General features: G+C 45.8%; 15 protein-coding genes and 1 tRNA gene. 10 read left to right on the top strand and 6 right to left on the bottom strand.

Translation table 11 applies throughout. From position 1 onward, the window contains the following. Positions 1-178 precede the first annotated feature (178 nt). From ACN0TT_RS15680 to ACN0TT_RS15670, 3 genes are all read right to left on the bottom strand, one after another. Positions 179-673 (bottom strand): cyclophilin-like fold protein, encoded by a 495-nt coding sequence (locus ACN0TT_RS15680; RefSeq protein WP_417763086.1) that lies wholly within the window; start codon positions 671-673, stop codon positions 179-181. Between the two features lie 27 nt (positions 674-700). After that, complete coding sequence (locus ACN0TT_RS15675) at positions 701-1,822, bottom strand: alpha/beta hydrolase (RefSeq protein ID WP_417763085.1); 1,122 nt, start codon at positions 1,820-1,822, stop codon at positions 701-703. A gap of 62 nt (positions 1,823-1,884) precedes the next feature. Then, positions 1,885-2,934, bottom strand: coding sequence for an NAD(P)-dependent alcohol dehydrogenase (locus ACN0TT_RS15670; protein WP_417763084.1), 1,050 nt, complete (start codon positions 2,932-2,934; stop codon positions 1,885-1,887). Between the two features lie 154 nt (positions 2,935-3,088). Between ACN0TT_RS15670 and ACN0TT_RS15665 the strand changes: the two genes are divergently transcribed. Next, the gene (locus ACN0TT_RS15665; protein WP_417763083.1) at positions 3,089-4,012 is read left to right on the top strand and encodes an AraC family transcriptional regulator N-terminal domain-containing protein; all 924 of its coding nucleotides are present in this window, start codon (positions 3,089-3,091) and stop codon (positions 4,010-4,012) included. An 849-nt stretch (positions 4,013-4,861) separates the two neighbouring features. Here ACN0TT_RS15665 and ACN0TT_RS15660 read toward each other — a convergent pair. Together ACN0TT_RS15660 and ACN0TT_RS15655 are read right to left on the bottom strand one after the other, a co-directional pair. After that, positions 4,862-4,938 (bottom strand) — tRNA-Val (locus ACN0TT_RS15660). A 151-nt stretch (positions 4,939-5,089) separates the two neighbouring features. Next, positions 5,090-6,451, bottom strand: a complete 1,362-nt coding sequence (locus tag ACN0TT_RS15655) for an MATE family efflux transporter (RefSeq protein ID WP_417763082.1) — start codon at positions 6,449-6,451, stop codon at positions 5,090-5,092. Positions 6,452-6,475: 24 nt separating this feature from the next. Here ACN0TT_RS15655 and ACN0TT_RS15650 point away from each other — a divergent pair, with 24 nt between their 5' ends. Further along, positions 6,476-7,105 carry a riboflavin synthase subunit alpha gene (locus tag ACN0TT_RS15650; protein WP_417763081.1) on the top strand — a complete coding sequence of 210 codons (630 nt, stop codon included), beginning with the start codon at positions 6,476-6,478 and terminating at the stop codon, positions 7,103-7,105. Here the strand turns inward: ACN0TT_RS15650 and ACN0TT_RS15645 are convergent. Next, the gene (locus ACN0TT_RS15645; protein WP_417763080.1) at positions 7,102-7,296 is read right to left on the bottom strand and encodes a CPXCG motif-containing cysteine-rich protein; all 195 of its coding nucleotides are present in this window, start codon (positions 7,294-7,296) and stop codon (positions 7,102-7,104) included. The genes ACN0TT_RS15650 and ACN0TT_RS15645 overlap by 4 nt on opposite strands. A gap of 304 nt (positions 7,297-7,600) precedes the next feature. On the opposite strand from ACN0TT_RS15645, the gene thrS reads away from it, so the two are divergent. The 8 genes from thrS (at position 7,601) to ACN0TT_RS15605 (ending at position 17,159) form a co-directional block, all read left to right on the top strand. Continuing rightward, on the top strand, positions 7,601-9,529 hold the full coding sequence (thrS, locus tag ACN0TT_RS15640) for a threonine--tRNA ligase (RefSeq protein ID WP_417763079.1): 1,929 nt from the start codon (positions 7,601-7,603) through the stop codon (positions 9,527-9,529). A gap of 3 nt (positions 9,530-9,532) precedes the next feature. Next, positions 9,533-10,075, top strand: coding sequence for a translation initiation factor IF-3 (gene infC / locus ACN0TT_RS15635; RefSeq protein WP_417763104.1), 543 nt, complete (start codon positions 9,533-9,535; stop codon positions 10,073-10,075). Positions 10,076-10,165: 90 nt separating this feature from the next. Continuing rightward, positions 10,166-10,360 carry a 50S ribosomal protein L35 gene (rpmI, locus tag ACN0TT_RS15630; protein WP_238897358.1) on the top strand — a complete coding sequence of 65 codons (195 nt, stop codon included), beginning with the start codon at positions 10,166-10,168 and terminating at the stop codon, positions 10,358-10,360. Positions 10,361-10,374: 14 nt separating this feature from the next. After that, positions 10,375-10,734: a 50S ribosomal protein L20 gene (gene rplT, locus ACN0TT_RS15625; protein ID WP_037439620.1), complete on the top strand. Its 360-nt coding sequence runs from the start codon at positions 10,375-10,377 to the stop codon at positions 10,732-10,734. 486 nt (positions 10,735-11,220) lie between these two features. Further along, positions 11,221-12,774: a PAS domain-containing methyl-accepting chemotaxis protein gene (locus tag ACN0TT_RS15620; protein WP_417763078.1), complete on the top strand. Its 1,554-nt coding sequence runs from the start codon at positions 11,221-11,223 to the stop codon at positions 12,772-12,774. A gap of 93 nt (positions 12,775-12,867) precedes the next feature. After that, entirely contained in the window at positions 12,868-13,656 is a 789-nt protein-coding gene (locus tag ACN0TT_RS15615; protein WP_417763077.1) for a CLCA_X family protein, read from the top strand. Positions 13,657-13,803: 147 nt separating this feature from the next. Beyond that, entirely contained in the window at positions 13,804-16,272 is a 2,469-nt protein-coding gene (locus ACN0TT_RS15610) for a DUF3857 domain-containing transglutaminase family protein (protein ID WP_417763076.1), read from the top strand. Between the two features lie 197 nt (positions 16,273-16,469). Beyond that, positions 16,470-17,159, top strand: a complete 690-nt coding sequence (locus ACN0TT_RS15605; protein ID WP_417763075.1) for an SDR family oxidoreductase — start codon at positions 16,470-16,472, stop codon at positions 17,157-17,159. Positions 17,160-17,436 lie beyond the last annotated feature (277 nt).

Genomic DNA, 17,436 nt, shown 5'->3' with positions numbered 1-17,436 from the left:
AAAGCGCTTTCTAAAATCCACATCGTTTAAGTCTTGTTGTATTGGCACTAACACATATTGAGTACGCAAACTTGCTGAGATTAAGGAAGGCTGAGATTAAAGAAGAGGGATGTAAGGTTTATTCGTCCCTACGCCTCAAAATGAAAAGCGTAACTACGCCTGAAAGGATATCACCATGTTATTCATCCGATTTTTCTGAGAGGGTTATGGTTGCGCGAACTGTCCCCGATTGATTAAGTATTTCAATACCGGAAATAATCTTGGCAATTTTGATGACACCGGCGGCATCAGGTCCTTGTCCTCGGTAAAAAGCAAGGTTGCCCCATGGGGAATAATATGCGATGTCACCCGTCATCCCCATCCCAGACGCTGGCGCACCATATTTCGACAGACGTTTGGACAGTCCATCACTGACCTTTTCGGCTGGGCTGAAATCCCTCAGGGTGACGGTTAATGGCAACATTGACACAAAATCGCGAGCAGTTGGATTGTCATCCATCATTGCAACAAGATGATTTGAGCCGGTGGTGATTAAAATTTTCGTACCTTGTGAGGCAGTACTGGGAGATGTTTCACTCCCAGTACTCGGCTCTGTTCCTTGCCCAGATGCAGTCTGTAGCGAACCCCAGACCAGCATCGAGACAAACAGTGTATATTTAAGAAATATTCTCATTGTGGATAAACGACGCTGTGTTAATCGTTATGCCAGATGAGTACTGAAAAACTCAGTCAACTTGTCAAACGGAATGATATCTACGCGATCATATAAATCCGTGTGCACAGCCCCTGGGATGATCATCAGTTCTTTGGGTTCTGCGGCGGCAGCATATGCCGTTTCACTAAAGTAGCGAGAATGCGCTTTTTCACCATGAATAAGCAAAGCTGGACGTGGTGAAATCTCTGCAATATAGGTCAAAATCGGCATATTCATAAATGACAACGGTGTCGTCATTGTCCATGAACCATTAGAATTGACCGACCGTGGGTGGAAGCCGCGAGGCGTACGATAATAATCGTGATAATCAACAAGGAACTGAGGTTCACCACCTTTGAGTTGATTCATCACTGGGCCGTAGTTTGGTTGCCCTTTATCAGCATCTTTCCAACGTTGCTGTCCTAGTTGTTCTAGCATTTCTGTGCGTTGCGCTAAGGTAACACTATCGTTGTACCCTTTAGACATCACTCGGGTCATGTCATACATGGTGCTAGCAACCACAGCTTTAATACGTTTGTCGATTGCCGCAGCGTTTAAGGCCATCCCCCCCCAGCCACATATACCGATGATACCAATACGTTCACGGTCAACATTAGGTTGCAGGCCCAGAGCATCGACAGCGGCACTGAAATCTTCGGTGTTGATATCAGGAGATGCAACATTGCGTGGCTCGCCACCACTTTCACCTGTGTAAGAAGGATCAAACGCCAAAGTGACAAAACCACGCTCAGCCATCGTTTGTGCATAAAGACCTGAAGACTGCTCTTTTACGGCACCGAAAGGACCACTTACCGCAATGGCTGCAAGTTTGCCTTTTGCATTTTTAGGTTGATAGAGATCGCCAACCAAGGTAATGCCGTAACGATTTCTGAAAGTGATTTTAGAATGTTCGACTTTGTTACTTTGGGGAAATGTTTTATCCCACAACTTACCGTCATCAATAAGTTGTAACGGCTCTGCTGACTGCGCATTAGCAGGTGAAGAACCAACCGCTGCCACCGCTAATGCCGCAATTGTCGCACCGGTCATTTTGAGGGCGTTACGGCGGCTTTCATTGTGTTCGTTTTGATAACTGCTCAACTGGTGAGCGTGGTTATGTGTTTTCATGATATTACTCTTAATGTCCAATAATATTTCACTGTGCCCTTTAGGGATGATGCACTGATTTCTTAAGCCGAGAGCGTCGCGTTGTCGATCACAAAGCGATACTTCACGTCACCTTTAAGTAAGCGCTCATACGCATGGTTGATTTCATCTGCGCGTATGAGTTCTATGTCCGAAACAATGCCGTGTTCCGCACAAAAATCGAGCATTTCCTGTGTTTCTGTGATGCCGCCAATCATGGAGCCCGCCAGAGAACGGCGTTTAAAAATAAGGTTGAACACTTCTGGTGATGGATGTGGTGTAGCAGGCGCGCCCACCAAGGTTAATGTTCCGTCGCGTTTGAGTAATGCAAGGTAGTCATTTAGCTCATGAGGGGCTGCTACCGTATTAACAATTAAATCAAAGCTTTTGGCATGGGCGGCCATTTCATCTGCATTACGGGAAACAACAACTACATCTGCACCCAACGCTTTGGCTGCGTCGCGTTTGGCATCTGAGGTAGTAAAGGCAACTACATGAGCTCCCATCGCATGCGCGAGTTTGACACCCATGTGACCCAAACCACCTATACCGACAATCCCGACCTTTTTACCTGGTCCAGCATTCCAATGGCGAAGCGGTGAATAGGTCGTAATACCCGCACACAGCAATGGGGCGACTGCCGCAAGTTGTTCTTCTGGATGTTTAATGCGTAGCACATACCGTTCATGTACGACGATTTTTTGTGAGTAGCCACCTTGAGTCCAGCCCGGTGCATCTGGAGTTGGAAAATTGTAGGTGCCAATCATGCCGTCACAATAGTTTTCTAAGTCAGACTCACACTCTTCACAATGTTTACAACTGTCAACAATGCAACCGATACCGACTAAATCACCTTCCTTAAAACCTTTTACATGAGCCCCAACCGCAGCGACTCGACCAACGATTTCATGACCGGGAACACAAGGGAATTGAGTGCCTGCCCATTCAGCACGCACTTGGTGGAGATCAGAATGACAAATCCCACAGTAGGCAATATCGATTTGGACATCGTGTTCGCCAGTTTCACGACGAATGATTTGCATTGGTTCCAGAGGTTTATCCCCTGCATAAGCACCATAGGCATTTATTTTCATCATCACACCTTTGTTAATCTGAATGAGGTAGATGTATTTTCATCACTTGCATGATGTTTATGGTATGCAAATCCTGCCGTTTTATTGCCTAATTCTACGGATTTTGGAATAATGTTTTACCATTCTAGTCAATTTCATTATTAGGAAAGTGTCCATGAAGCAACAGATACCTCAATACCGAGCCCTTAAGACGCTTGAGGAGATGTACTCAGATTTAGTACATAGCATTGGCCGATGGACAATTGGAACAGAAAACTGCACCACCGCCGTAGAAGGTTTGTTCTTTTTTAGACGAGAAGAAATTACTGAAGCTTGTGACTGTACTGTTGAACCCAGCGTTTTATTTGTTGTTCAGGGAACTAAACAGCTGTTAGTTGGAGAACAATCATATGTTTACGATACTGAGCACTTTCTGCTTAATTCGCTTGATTTGCCGGCGAGTTCACAGGTACTTGAAGCATCCCATGACGAACCCTCTCTTGGTTTTATGCTAAGGCTGGACTTACGGGTGATGGCGGAAATTATTACGCAAACTGGCATTCCGGCTCCACGACATCGAGCTTCCGAAAGTACTGCATTAGGCAAGGTGACTCCCTCATTAATTGAACCATTCTATCGTCTGATTACGCTACTGGATGAGCCTGAAGCTATTTCTACACTTGCACCACTTATCATCAGAGAGATCCATTATCGCTTGTTGACGAGTGACTTGGCCGATCGGCTTTGGCAAATTGCTTCTGTCGGCAGTCAAAGTAACCGGATTGTAAAAGCCGTTGAGTGGCTAAGAAGCCACTATTCTCATCCATTGAAGATAGAAGACCTGGCTTCGTACGCGCAAATGAGTACGACAACGCTACATCATCATTTTCGATTACTCACCAACATGAGCCCTTTGCAGTATCAAAAATGGTTGCGATTGAATGAGGCGAAACGGCTGATGCTCAATGAACATTTAGACGCTGCTAATGCTGCTTTTAGAGTTGGTTATGAAAGTCCATCGCAATTTAGCCGGGAATTTAGCAGGCAATTTGGGGCATCTCCCAAGCGTCATATTGAGATGCTTAAACAAAGAATCTAAATGTCCAATTTTCGAGATGTCCAAACAATTTTACAACCAAAGTGATAATTGTGTACTGGATGGATTGGGATTGCCCCAAAGTAAGTTACGTCACGGCAGAATCGCTTACTACACATGTGCCAGTCTATTGCTAAGGAGTTGCAGGTACTACTGTACAAAACTGTAATAGGAAGACATGCACATGGATAGTGTACAATTCTGATGGAAATCTACTGTCAGCAGCAAGCTTATGCCCTCTACCAGGGCCAAGCTTATGCCCTCTACCAGGGCCGGACTTGCCAATGCATCTACGTTCCTTATTCCGTAAATGTTGAGTGCCTAGATGTAAGCGGTTATTTTGCAGGAAAGCACTTTAGTGATATCGCTGATGCAATTTATGCAATAGAGCACCAGTTAGGTCGGATTTGATGCAACTACAAGAACACTTCTGAACTCGACGACTACTGAGCAACTAAGAAACGAATTCTTGACTACATATGCACTATTAAGTGCATAAGTATTGAATGCTCGCTGACTGATGTAGATTATATGAAAACAGTTCAAAACTGCGGGTAAAAACGCGATTTATGCATGTTAATAGTTACTAATAAGCGGAAGTTGTGTTTTTTGCGCTGTTTAAAAATTATGAATATCAGTTGTGTTATGACGTTAAACGCCATCTTGCAAAAGTAGTGATGATTTATTTGATGGTCACAACATGGTCACATTTGTGGCTGTTTGTGACCATTGTGATATGAGTCGCCATATTTTGATTAAAAAATAAACAATTTTTAAAAATTTATGATAATGGTCAGAATAGGGCGTTTGGGTGAGATTGAAAAAACGTTAACGCGTTAATTTTATGATGTTTGGTACACCCGAGTGGACTCGAACCACCGACCCCTACCATGTCAAGGTAGTGCTCTAACCAGCTGAGCTACGGGTGTACTGCTTAATTTGCTTCCTGTTGACGCTGCCAGCAGGAACGAGCGCTATATTAAAGTTGTCTCGTACATGCTGGCAAGTGAAAATCTCAAAAAATGCGTCGAATGGTGAATTGCTAGTCAACTCAATGGTTTTTACCGCAATTTAATAGACTTAAACCGCATGATGCTGTGCCAATGCTCGGCGTTTTATCACTTGTAATCTCACTGCAAACATAATTGCAGCAGAGGTAAGACCGGCAATCAGCCCCGTCCAGAAACCATAAGCACCGATGGCTGGCACAATATAGTCAGTGCGCGCTAGTACATAACCGATCGGCATGCCAATAAACCAGTAGGCCACTAGCGTAATATAGAAGGCGCTTTTGGTGTCTTTAAACCCGCGCAATGCGCCAGCAGAGATCACTTGAATAGAATCAGACAGCTGATATACCGCAGCCAAGAGCATCAAGCCTGAGGCTAACTCAATCACTACCGGTGACTTGTTGTACAGCGCCGCAATATCTTCACGGAACAATACCGTCAGCACCGCGGTGAAAAATGACAGTGCCAAACCAATTTTTAACCCGACGTTTGCAACTAGCGCACTGTGGTTTGCTTGGTTGCGCCCCAAGTAGTAGCCCACTCGAATCGATACCGCGACACCAATAGACAAGGGCACCATAAATACAATGGAGGAAAAATTGAGCGCTATTTGGTGGCTGGCGACAACGTCTGCGCCCAGTGGCGCGAGTAATAATGCGATAATGGCAAACAGGCTGACCTCGAAAAATAGCGCGAGTGCAACAGGGAAACCGAGCTTAATAACGCCCCAAATAATCGCAAAGTCTGGCTTGTGAAAGCGATGAAAAAATTCGATAACTGCAAAGCGTTTATGCCATCGGATGTACAATAGCATTGAGAAAAGCATCGCCCATAACACAATGGCAGTCGCGACCCCGCAGCCTGCGCCGCCCATCGCTGGCATGCCGTAGTAGCCATGAATAAAAATCAAGTTAGCTGGAATATTCACCGCAAGCCCAATAAAACCTATCACCATCGCAGGCAGGGTATAAGAGATACCTTCACCGCAGCTACGCAACACTTGATAGAGTAAAAAGCCTGGCGCGCCCCACAGCACAGCGCTGATATATTGCGTCGAGATAAGCTCCAGCTTAGGTTCCAGTGACATATGGGCTATCAATAGATTGGAGAAATGCAGTAGCGCCATAACGATCACGCCGCCAAATATGGCAATATATATAGCTTGATTCGCCAAAGGGCCAATTTTACATGATTCATTGGCACCATGGTGGTGGGACATTAACGGCGTAATTGCCATTAATAATCCTTGGAAGAATAAGATAGCTGGTAACCAAATACTGGTACCGACAGCAACCGCTGCCATATCGGTGGCGCTAACGCGGCCAGCCATAACGGTATCGATAAAACCCATCATGGTTTGGGTGACTTGAGCAACCAACACTGGCATGGCCAGTTGTAGGATCCGTTTCGCGTGAAAACCAGCGTGTTCCATGTTGTATCCAAGAGCGAGTGAAATATGTTTACAGGTATTGTGCAGGCAGATTGCGAAGTCTTAAGCATTGAGAAGAAGCCGGGACTTTATACACTTGGCATCGCTATGCCGCCAACTATGTCAGCTGGACTAGAGATAGGTGCCAGTGTGGCAAATAACGGCGTTTGCCTCACGGTAACTGCCGCTGCGGATGATAGGGTGTTTTTCGATGTGATGGAAGAAACATTAAACCTTACCAATCTCGCCACGTTAAATATTGGCGATAAAGTTAACGTAGAGCGTTCACTGACCTTTGGTAAGGAGATTGGCGGTCACATTTTGTCGGGACACGTTCATACCCAAGCTAAAGTGGTTGCCGTTGATAACACTCAAAACCACTACAATCTGCAGCTGGAATTTGCGCCGCAGTGGCAGAAGTATATTTTCTACAAAGGATTTATTGGCGTGAACGGCTGCAGTCTGACCATCGGCAATGTCGAAGGTCATCGTTTCTGGTTGCATCTAATCCCCGAAACTTTACGGCTGACCAATTTAGCGTCATACCGCATCGGTGATTGGTTAAATCTTGAAATAGACAGCCAAACGCAAACCATCGTCGATACGGTGGAGCGGGTATTGTCACAACGTCTTACTAATGGGCTGACCTTAGCTTAGTAGTACTGCTCATCATCAGTATCAACGTGCAGTTTGATCCGTTGATGCTGATGGTCTATCTGCATGCGCACATGAATGGGATTGCAACAGATACGACAATCGTCATAAAACTCTTGATCGCCCATGCTAGTATCAATCTCAACAGTTTGGTGGTGGCCGCAGTAAGGGCAACAGATGGTTTGGCGTTTCATGGTTCGCCTCCTAAATCACCGATTACTTATTCAGTATAGTTGCTATAGACGACAGGCTAGAGCGTACATGCAGCTTATTTATAGCTAACTACGTGGGCGAAAGGCTTACCTACCGATTTTAAAGTGAATTTAACCATCACCAAGGTTGCTATCTTTACACTGACTACCGTAAAATTCACCGCTCACTGATTGCGGTTAACATCGCCCCTGTATGGTGATGGCGCAACAGCTGAAAAACTCATTTTTTCTAACATGATGACCAAGTGGCCCTACGTGTGGGTCACCACTGGATTAAGGATTTCTCATGCCTGTTATTACTCTCCCTGACGGGAGCAAACGTGAATTTGCTCAAGCAGTTTCCACTCTTGATGTCGCTGCCGATATTGGCCCAGGTTTAGCCAAAGCCTGTATCGCAGGTCGCGTAAATGGTGAATTGAAAGATGCTTGCGATCTGATCACCGAAGACGCTGAATTAGCGATTATTACCATTAAAGATCAAGAAGGTCTGGAAATTGCGCGCCACTCATGCGCTCACTTGCTAGGTCATGCCATCAAACAATTGTGGCCAGAAACCAAAATGGCTATCGGTCCGGTGATCGATAACGGTTTCTATTACGATGTGGATTTAGACCACAAGCTGACCGAAGACGATATCGAAAAGCTTGAAACGCGCATGATGGAATTGGCGAAGACCCAATACGACGTAGTGAAAAAAGTCGTTAGTTGGCAAGAAGCGCGTGACACGTTTGAACAGCGTGGTGAACCATACAAAATGGCGATTCTCGATGAAAACATCAGCAAAGACGCTACGCCTGCGCTGTATCATCACCAAGAATATATCGACATGTGTCGTGGTCCTCATGTGCCTAACATGCGGTTTTGTCAGTTCTTTAAACTGATGAACGTTGCTGGCGCCTACTGGCGTGGTAACTCAGACAACAAGATGCTGCAACGTATCTATGGTACTGCATGGGGTGATAAAAAAGCCCTTAAAGCGCACCTGACTCGTCTGGAAGAAGCAGCTAAGCGTGACCACCGTAAAATTGGTAAGCAGCTTGACTTGTATCATATGCAAGAAGAAGCACCAGGTATGGTGTTCTGGCATAACGATGGTTGGAGTATTTTCCTTGAACTGGAACATTTCATCCGTCGCAAGCTGAAAGAGTACAGCTACCAAGAAGTTAAGGGCCCATTCATGATGGACCGTGTACTGTGGGAGCGCTCTGGCCACTGGGATAAATATGCTGAAGCCATGTTTACCACCCAAAGTGAAAACCGCGAATACGCAATTAAACCAATGAACTGCCCGGGCCATGTGCAGATCTTCAACCAAGGGTTGAAATCTTATCGTGACTTACCACTGCGTATGGCTGAATTTGGTAGCTGCCACCGTAATGAGCCATCTGGTGCATTACACGGCCTGATGCGTGTACGTGGCTTTACTCAAGACGATGCGCACATCTTCTGTACTGAAGAGCAAGTGCAAGCTGAAGTGAGTAGCTGCATCAAAATGGTGTACGATACTTATTCAACATTCGGCTTTGAAAACATAGTCGTGAAGCTTTCTACTCGCCCAGAAAAACGTATCGGCGACGATGCAATGTGGGATCGTGCAGAAGGTGCATTGAAAGAAGCTCTGACCAATAACGGCATCGAATATGAAATTCTGCCGGGGGAAGGCGCATTTTATGGCCCGAAAATCGAATTTACTTTGCACGACTGTTTAGATCGTGCATGGCAATGTGGTACTGTGCAGCTCGATTACGCTTTACCAGGTCGTTTAGGTGCTACCTACGTCGCTGAAGACAACACTCGCCAAGTGCCAGTGATGATTCACCGCGCGATTCTTGGGTCACTGGAACGGTTTATCGGTATTCTGATTGAAGAGTATGCCGGTAAGTTCCCAGCTTGGTTGGCGCCAACTCAAGTTGTAGTGATGAATATCACTGATAAACAGCATGATTACGCTGAAGAGATCGTCAATTCGTTCCAACTTCAGGGAATTAGAGCTGTTACGGACTTGAGGAATGAAAAAATAGGCTTTAAAATACGCGAGCACACGCTGAAGCGGGTTCCATTCCTTCTGGTCGTTGGTGACCAAGAAGTCGAAAACCGTGAAGTAGCGGTGCGTACCAGGGACGGAGTGGATTTAGGCAAAATGCCAGTTGATGATTTTACATCATTAGTTAAACAAAGAATTGCGCTCCGTAGTCTTGAATTGATGGAGGAATAGGTCATAAAGATCAAGAAGACATCAGGCCGTCAGGCGGCCGCTAATAGAATTAACGATGAAATAACCGGTCTGTCACAAGTACGTCTAGTCGGTGCCGACGGTGAACCAGTAGGTGTTGTGGGTATTCGTCAAGCCCAAGAAGCTGCTGATGAAGCAGGGTTGGATTTGGTTGAAATCAGCCCAAACGCTGAGCCGCCTGTATGCCGTATCATGGACTACGGTAAATTCCTGTTCGACAAGGCTAAGGCCCAAAAAGAACAGAAGAAAAAGCAAAAACAAGTTCAGGTGAAGGAAGTTAAATTCCGTCCCGGAACCGATGAAAACGACTATCAGGTAAAACTACGCAACCTGATTCGTTTCCTTGAAGACGGCGACAAAGCGAAAGTAACGCTGCGTTTCCGTGGCCGTGAGCTGGCTCATCAAGGGCTTGGTATGGAACTTTTGAACCGTATCAAAGCTGACTTGGAAGAACTGGCTGTTGTTGAGTCATTCCCAAAAATGGAAGGACGTCAGGCAGTTATGGTTCTTGCTCCTAAGAAGAAATAGTAAGGCTCCAAAAGTAATTCGCGGGTCATATTTATATGTTCCGCGATTCGCCTTGCGTTTTATTAATTATCCCAATGCGGAGTTTTTGTAATGCCAAAAATGAAAACTGACCGCGGTGTGGCTAAACGTTTTAAGAAAACCGCTAATGGTTTCAAACGTAAACAAGCTCACCTGCGTCACATCCTGACCAAGAAAAGCACTAAGCGTAAGCGTCATCTGCGTGCTAAGTGTCTAGTTGCCAAGTCTGACGTGCCAGCAATTGCACGCCAACTACCATACGCTTAATAGGAGATTGAAAAATGCCAAGAGTTAAGCGTGGTGTAACTGCACGTGCTCGTCACAAGAAAGTTCTTAAGCTTGCTAAAGGTTATTACGGTGCTCGTTCACGTACTTATCGTGTAGCGGTACAAGCAGTAATCAAAGCTGGTCAGTATGCTTACCGTGACCGTCGCCAGAAAAAACGTCAATTCCGTCAACTGTGGATTGCACGTATCAACGCGGCATCTCGTCAAAATGGTCTGTCTTACAGCCGTTTCATCAACGGTCTGAAGAAAGCCTCTATCGAGATCGACCGTAAGATCCTGGCTGATATCGCAGTATTCGACAAAGTTGTATTTGCAACTTTAGTTGAAAAAGCAAAAGAAGCTCTGGCTAACTAATTTATTAGTGCCAAGAGTTGTAAGAAGGGGACCCTAGGGTCCCTTTTTTATTGCCTGCTCATTATGTTTAGCTGCTGCTAATATTTGCGTAAAGCACATTATATATGTTATATCCATATATAATGATGGTTATCTAAAATCTGTTGGGTATTCAACGGAATAGGCTAGGGAAGGCGCAACAGTTTGTTCGCAAAGCTTCGGAATATGTAATGTCAACGGCTGCACGATTATTCCAAGGGTCTACTCTTCCTGAGAGGCTATGCATGCCTCGCCAACTATTTATAGTGTTTCAGTCCTTGCCTTGCTGTGCTTTTTGCCGGCGTTACGTGATATGGAAACATTTACTTTTTCTCATGAGTCGTTTGCTTTAAATACAACATGTTAAATTTTTGGGTTAAAAATTTGAAACTTGATAAAGATCACCAATAATTAAACCGCTGGATAGAGTTGTTACCCAATAATTATTGGCTTGCATGGACCAACATTATGCGAAAAAACTTACCGGTCACGGATCGAGAACGGACCTTTAAGGCTGAAGAGAAGCTTATCTCAGTTACAAATGCTGAAGGGATAATCCTTGATTGTAATGACGCCTTTGTGAATATCAGCGGCTACACCAGAGAAGAACTGATAGGTCAGCCTCATAACCTCGTTCGTCACCCTGATATGCCCCCAGAAGCTTTCCGCAATATGTGGAGTTATTTGAAAGCGGGTAAACCATGGATGGGGGTTGTAAAAAATCGCTGTAAAAATGGCGATTTTTATTGGGTCAATGCCTACGTTACCCCGATGACAGAAAACGGCAAGGTGGTGGGATATCAGTCGGTGCGTGTAGTACCAGAACGCGCTGACGTCGAGCGCTGTAGCAAACTGTATGCCTCGCTGAACAATGGTGGTTCGTTGAAAAAGTCTCGAATTGTCAGCCCAGAAAACATCTTCATTAGCCTCGCTATTCTAATTTGCGCTGGGCTATTTTTTATTGGTTACAAAACGTTATCGGAAGAATTTTTGATTGCAGTATTTGTCATTTACGCTGTGTGGAGTTCACAAGTTAAACGGAAAGTGTATCGAGAACTATTGGATTTACTACAAGGGAGTTTCCAAGACCCGCTTGCGGTACAGAGCTTTACGGATGATCGTAATATGCTTGGTACCATTAAGGTGGCAATTCTGAGTGAGCGTTCTCATCTGAATACTGTGCTTACCCGCATCGAACATGCTGCGTCAACGATGGTGAAGGAAACCAAATCGTCTGTTGAGTTAACTAAAGCGTCGCAACAACAGCTTGAGTCTCAGCATCATGAAACCGAGCAAGTCGCGACAGCGATGAATCAGATGACTACTACGATCAACGAAGTATCGCAGCACGTCACGGAAACTTCCGCGCGGGTGACCAAATCTACCCAACTTGCTGATGAAGTGAAAAGCGTCGCAGGGGCTACCAGTGATGCAATTACTCAGTTGCGCGGCACAGTTGATGATATCAGTCGCTCAGTGGCGAGTGTGTCTGAGCAGACAGATAAAATCGCAACTGTTGCCCAGATGATTCAGCAAATTGCGGAGCAGACGAACCTGTTGGCGCTTAATGCGGCCATCGAGGCCGCACGTGCCGGTGAGCAAGGTCGCGGTTTCGCCGTAGTGGCTGACGAAGTACGTTCGTTGGCTAGCCGTACGCAAGAATCAACTAAAGAGATCCATGAGATCATCAAAGAGTTGGGCGACAGAGCATCGAAAGCGGTTATTGTTGCGGAGCAGGGGCAAGGCGGCGCAGAGCTTGGCCTAGATCGCGTGAAACAGAGTGAGCAGTTGTTGATTGGTATCTCTACTGAGCTGGCTAATATCTCTGAAATGTCGACTCAAATGGCCTCAGCCGTAGAAGAGCAAGCACATGTGTCTGAAGATATTAATCGCCAGATCAGCAACATTTCATCGCTAGCTTTCAGCAGCCAACAAAATGCTGGTGATGCGTCACAACGTATTGATGGGCTACAACAGATCGCTAATAATTTGCTAGAGGTCGTACGGCGCTTTAGTCGATAACTTATTGCAATTCAAAAAGGCTCCTACGGGAGCTTTTTTATTAGTAGTCATTTATGTCATCATGCCTGCAAACTTGTTTATTACTTATCTCTTTTGCTAGCTAATTCTCAATATTTTCGTAGCGGACCGGACTATCGGTTTGATGACGCTGCATCCTTTAGTCAGATACGCGACACCTTTGGTTTTGCGTCAGTACGCGTTGGTAAATGGGTGACTGACGAAGAAGCTGAAAAAGCGGCTAACTTGCTATTTGATGCCTTGGCTGACCTCGCGTTTATCCTTAATGTGCCTCCAGCGACGCTGGGATTACGACAAAAACTCAATTTGGATTTTGGTATTGGTGGCCGCCCCGGTGTGCAGGCTCATTACGCGCCCCAGACGCGTACGCTCGCGCTGGCAAAAAATGCGGGAACGGGGGCATTGGCACATGAGTTTTGGCATGCGCTGGATCATCATCTGGCAGATACTGCGTTTGTTAATGACGTCTCGATGTCTGCGTCAGCCATTAACTTTGCCACAGACCTGTGGCTAAAGGACCGCCGCTTGAAGAGCCATCCCGTCAACCAAGCACTTGAGTTATTACTGCGGGAGATTTTTCTGCAGGGGAGAGGACAAGATGCAAATAGCTTTGTCACACAAGCGATTTCCCTCGATAAGCAGATGAATCGCGATTATTTTGCCATGCCTACTGAGCTTGGTGCCCGCGCCTTTGAGGCCTGTATTGAGAGTTCAGCGGAGATTACTAATCGCTTTCTGGTACAAGGGACGTTAAAACAAGATGAGCAGACGCGTTTAGCGTATCCGACGTTGCCTCATCGAGCGCGGATTCTGCAGTGCTTACGTCAGTATTTTCAGTGTTTGGCTGATTTTCTGCCCGTTTAGGCAATGGGCTCAACGGAATGGTATTAGATGACAAGATGTAGAAGGGTGACACAGTTAATCATAAGCCTACTGTGTTGCAGTGGGTTATTGAGTGCGTCATATGTTGCCGCAGCGCCATTACAGCGAGAGACGCTAAATCATAGCAGCATGGCTTCGACGCTTGAACAAGTCGAAATAACCAGTACACCTGAATGGGTGTTACCGCAGCAACCTAAACTTGACGCTGTGGTCCCAAGCCATAATATCCAAGACGGCAGTTACTTTTTGCTGTCTGACTTTCAGTTCTACGCTGGCGATAACATGCCAGAGCAGCAATATCGGCATTTTGCTGTGCAACTTACTAACACTAATGCTGCGGATAACTACTCTCAGTTGAGTTTTATTTTTGCCCCTAGCTATGAGCAACTCAAGTTACATGCGGTAACCGTTTACCGTGGCGGGCAAGCATTAGATAAATTGACAGGTGCAGAGCATACCATTGAACGAGTATCAGCCTCCGACCAAGTGTTTGATGGCACAATGCAGTTGCGGTTATTACTGAGCGACATTCGTGTTGGGGATGTGATTGATTACAGTTATAGCGTTATAGGTAACAATCCTGTATTTTCAGGGCATTTCTTCCATCGACGTCCGATGCAGTGGAATGTGCCAATTGCACAGCAAATGTTACGGATTGTATGGCAAAGCAATCGGCCATTGCAGCTGCAAATTACTCCCAATAGTGATGATTACCACATCGAACAGCTGCAACGCGGTCAACAACATATTTATCAACTGGCGCTGACTGATACCGCAGGGGTGGCATTACCCGATGGCGTGCCTGATTGGTATGATCCGCGCGCGCAACTGAGTTTTAGTGATCTTGCAACGTGGCATGACGTTTCTCGCTGGGGACAAACACTCTTTACCGATGCTATCAAACCGTCTCAAACCGTAACAGACAAAGCCAATGATCTCAGTGCAGGCACGACGTCAGTGCCACAACGCATGGTTAATGCACTCGATTTTGTGCAAACACAGATCCGCTATTTAGCATTAGAGATGGGCGTTAATAGCCATCTACCAGCTGCAGCGGATATGACATTGCGGCATCGTTTTGGCGACTGTAAAGACAAGAGTGCATTGTTAGTCGCCCTGTTGCAGGCGATGAATATCAAAGCCTATCCCGTCTTGGTCAACACCGATATTGGTGAGCGGCTCAATCGTCACCTCCCCACTGGCCGGGCATTTAATCATGCGATTGTCGTCGTTGAACTTGACGGCCAGCAAATATTTGTTGATCCCACGATTGGAGTGCAGAAAGGGGCATTGGCCCAGCGACATTCACCTAACTATGGCTACGGCTTAGTGTTGGCGGATGATACCGAGAGCTTGGTTAAAATGCCTGCATCGACAACTGCGCAGATTGACTATAAAGAGATGTTTGATCTGCGTCGCGGTGCTGGCCACGCAGCAAGTTACGCGGTGGAAACCCGTTATCTTGGTGGAGAAGCGGAGAAGTTACGTCAACGCTTAGCTACAGATGGTATCGCTGGGCTGCAGCAAAGCTATCAGGATTTCTTTACTGAACAATACGGTGACTTATCCGCACAGCCTTTGGACGTCGACGATTCTGACCAAGGCTTAGCTATTCGTGAAAACTATCAGTTTGAAAATCCGTGGCAAGTGAACGATAAAGATAAACATCGTTTTTTCATTTCCGAAAATCAAATTCCACTACAGTTACCTAAAAATCGCGCGCCTCGGCCGTATGCACTGGTATATCCGCAGGAAGTCAGTGGTGAGATCACGCTGAAGTTAAATGATGATATCGACTGGAGTTTTGCCAACGAATCGCAGCATGAGCAGAATCGCTTTTTCGACTATCGCTTTGACGTGAGCTTTGATAAAGACAATAGTGAGCTGTTGCTCAACTACCGATATCAGGCACTAGCACCATATGTTCCCCAACAGGAGTTTAATGATTATCTTGCCGCGATAGAACGCGTTGCTGACTGGAGCGAGTATGGCATTGTCAGTTATCCGCCCGCTAAAGCAGTTACTGACACCAAACCAGTGAAAGCACTTGGTAAGAAAGTGATAACAGGACTCTATGTGTTGCTGGCCATTGTGCTGTTAAGTGTGGCGTTTGTATGTGGCATGGTTGCCAAAAAACGCACGCGTGCTACGGTTTTTTACCCCACTAAGCTTTCTCACACTGTGCTGTTTATGTGGTTAACTGGCGGTATTTATGGCGTGTATTGGTGCTATCGCAACTGGTGTTATTGGCGCAAGCAACAAGACCAGCGGCAGTTACGCTGGCTTGGTTTGTTGTTGCCAATCATCTATTTTCCGCTCACGTTACAGGTAGCGCAGCAGGCTAAAGGTTATCAGTGGCTATTACGTATTAGCGCGGTGCTAACTCCGTTAGCGGTGTGCGCTTTGCTTTGGTGGGACGGACAAACATCACTGTTTATTGGCTGGTTAGTATTGTCATTGCTTATGACGCCGCTGGTGCTGGCGGTAAATCAGCTCAATTGGCAGCAGGGGATCGCAGTCCCTGGTCGCTGGCGCTTTTATCACAGCTTAACTGCGTTAGCGTTGCTGCCAGGGTACTTATGGTGGTTGGCATCATAGCACTGCGGGGATAGTAGTAGATTAAAAATACCAGAATGTGACTGCTGTTCACTTCAGAAGGTAAATGTACATGTTAAATCACGATTGGTTCTCTATCATTGACCCTCATTAATGATAAATTTTTTATCGCCTTATCCATAGGCCAGCCGTAGCGGCTGCAATACATTTCGTGTCGACAAACTAGGAGCAAGTAAACCATGTCGCAAGTTTTTATCACAGGAGCCAATCGTGGCATTGGGCTGGCGCTGACGAAGCTATATCTGCGAGATGGCTGGGATGTCGTAGCATGTTGCCGTAGCCCCGCACAGGCTGATGATCTACTGTACTTAATTAGTGACAATCCTGGTCTTGAAGTGTATCAACTCGATGTAACCGATGCGGATGCGGTAAATGAACTCGCAGCAGAATTAAGTGACCGTGCTTTCAATGTGTTAATCAATAATGCGGGGTATTACGGCCCTCACAATATCGGGCTTGGTCATCTCGATTTAGATGAATGGCGTCAAGTCATAGAAATTAATACCATCGCACCACTGAATATTGTGCAAGCGTTCTTACCCCACCTTAAACAAGCGCATGGCACTGTGGTCAATATGACCTCGAAGATGGGCAGCATGGATGATAACCACTCCGGTGGCGCCTATTTTTATCGTTCATCCAAAGCGGCGTTAAATGCGGTAACTAAAAGTTTGGCTATCGATCTTGCTAGCTATGGCATGAAAGCCATTGTGGTGCACCCTGGGTGGGTGCGTACCGAAATGGGGGGGCCACATGGATTAATTGATACACAGCAGTCTGCTGCCGGCATCAAACAGTTAATTGATAACTTAGATGATAAGCAAAACGGTGGCTTCTTTGATTACCAAGGCAATACCATTGCTTGGTAGTGATAAATAAGCCATGCAGCTCGCAAAAATGCTGTGAGAATAAAGTTCGGCGATATGATATCACTACATATGAGCATTATTTTTTGAAAGTAATTCATTATGTTAGTGGTGTTCTTTAAAGAATTTCAAATATCGCCGCCAATTTGTTGGTTATTTTTGCTACAATATCCGTTCGCGTTATTACAGAGAAAGTTGGCAAACTCTCTGCGCGCACATAGATGGTCTCCCCTTAGATTGGCATAGGATCGCTGTTTTACACAGCGCTGGATTTTTTTAC

Source organism: Shewanella sp. (assembly GCF_048265805.1).
In the GTDB taxonomy this organism is placed as follows: domain Bacteria; phylum Pseudomonadota; class Gammaproteobacteria; order Enterobacterales; family Shewanellaceae; genus Shewanella.
Note: the sequence above shows the minus strand (reverse complement) of the source record. Positions and strands in the feature narration are given on the sequence as shown.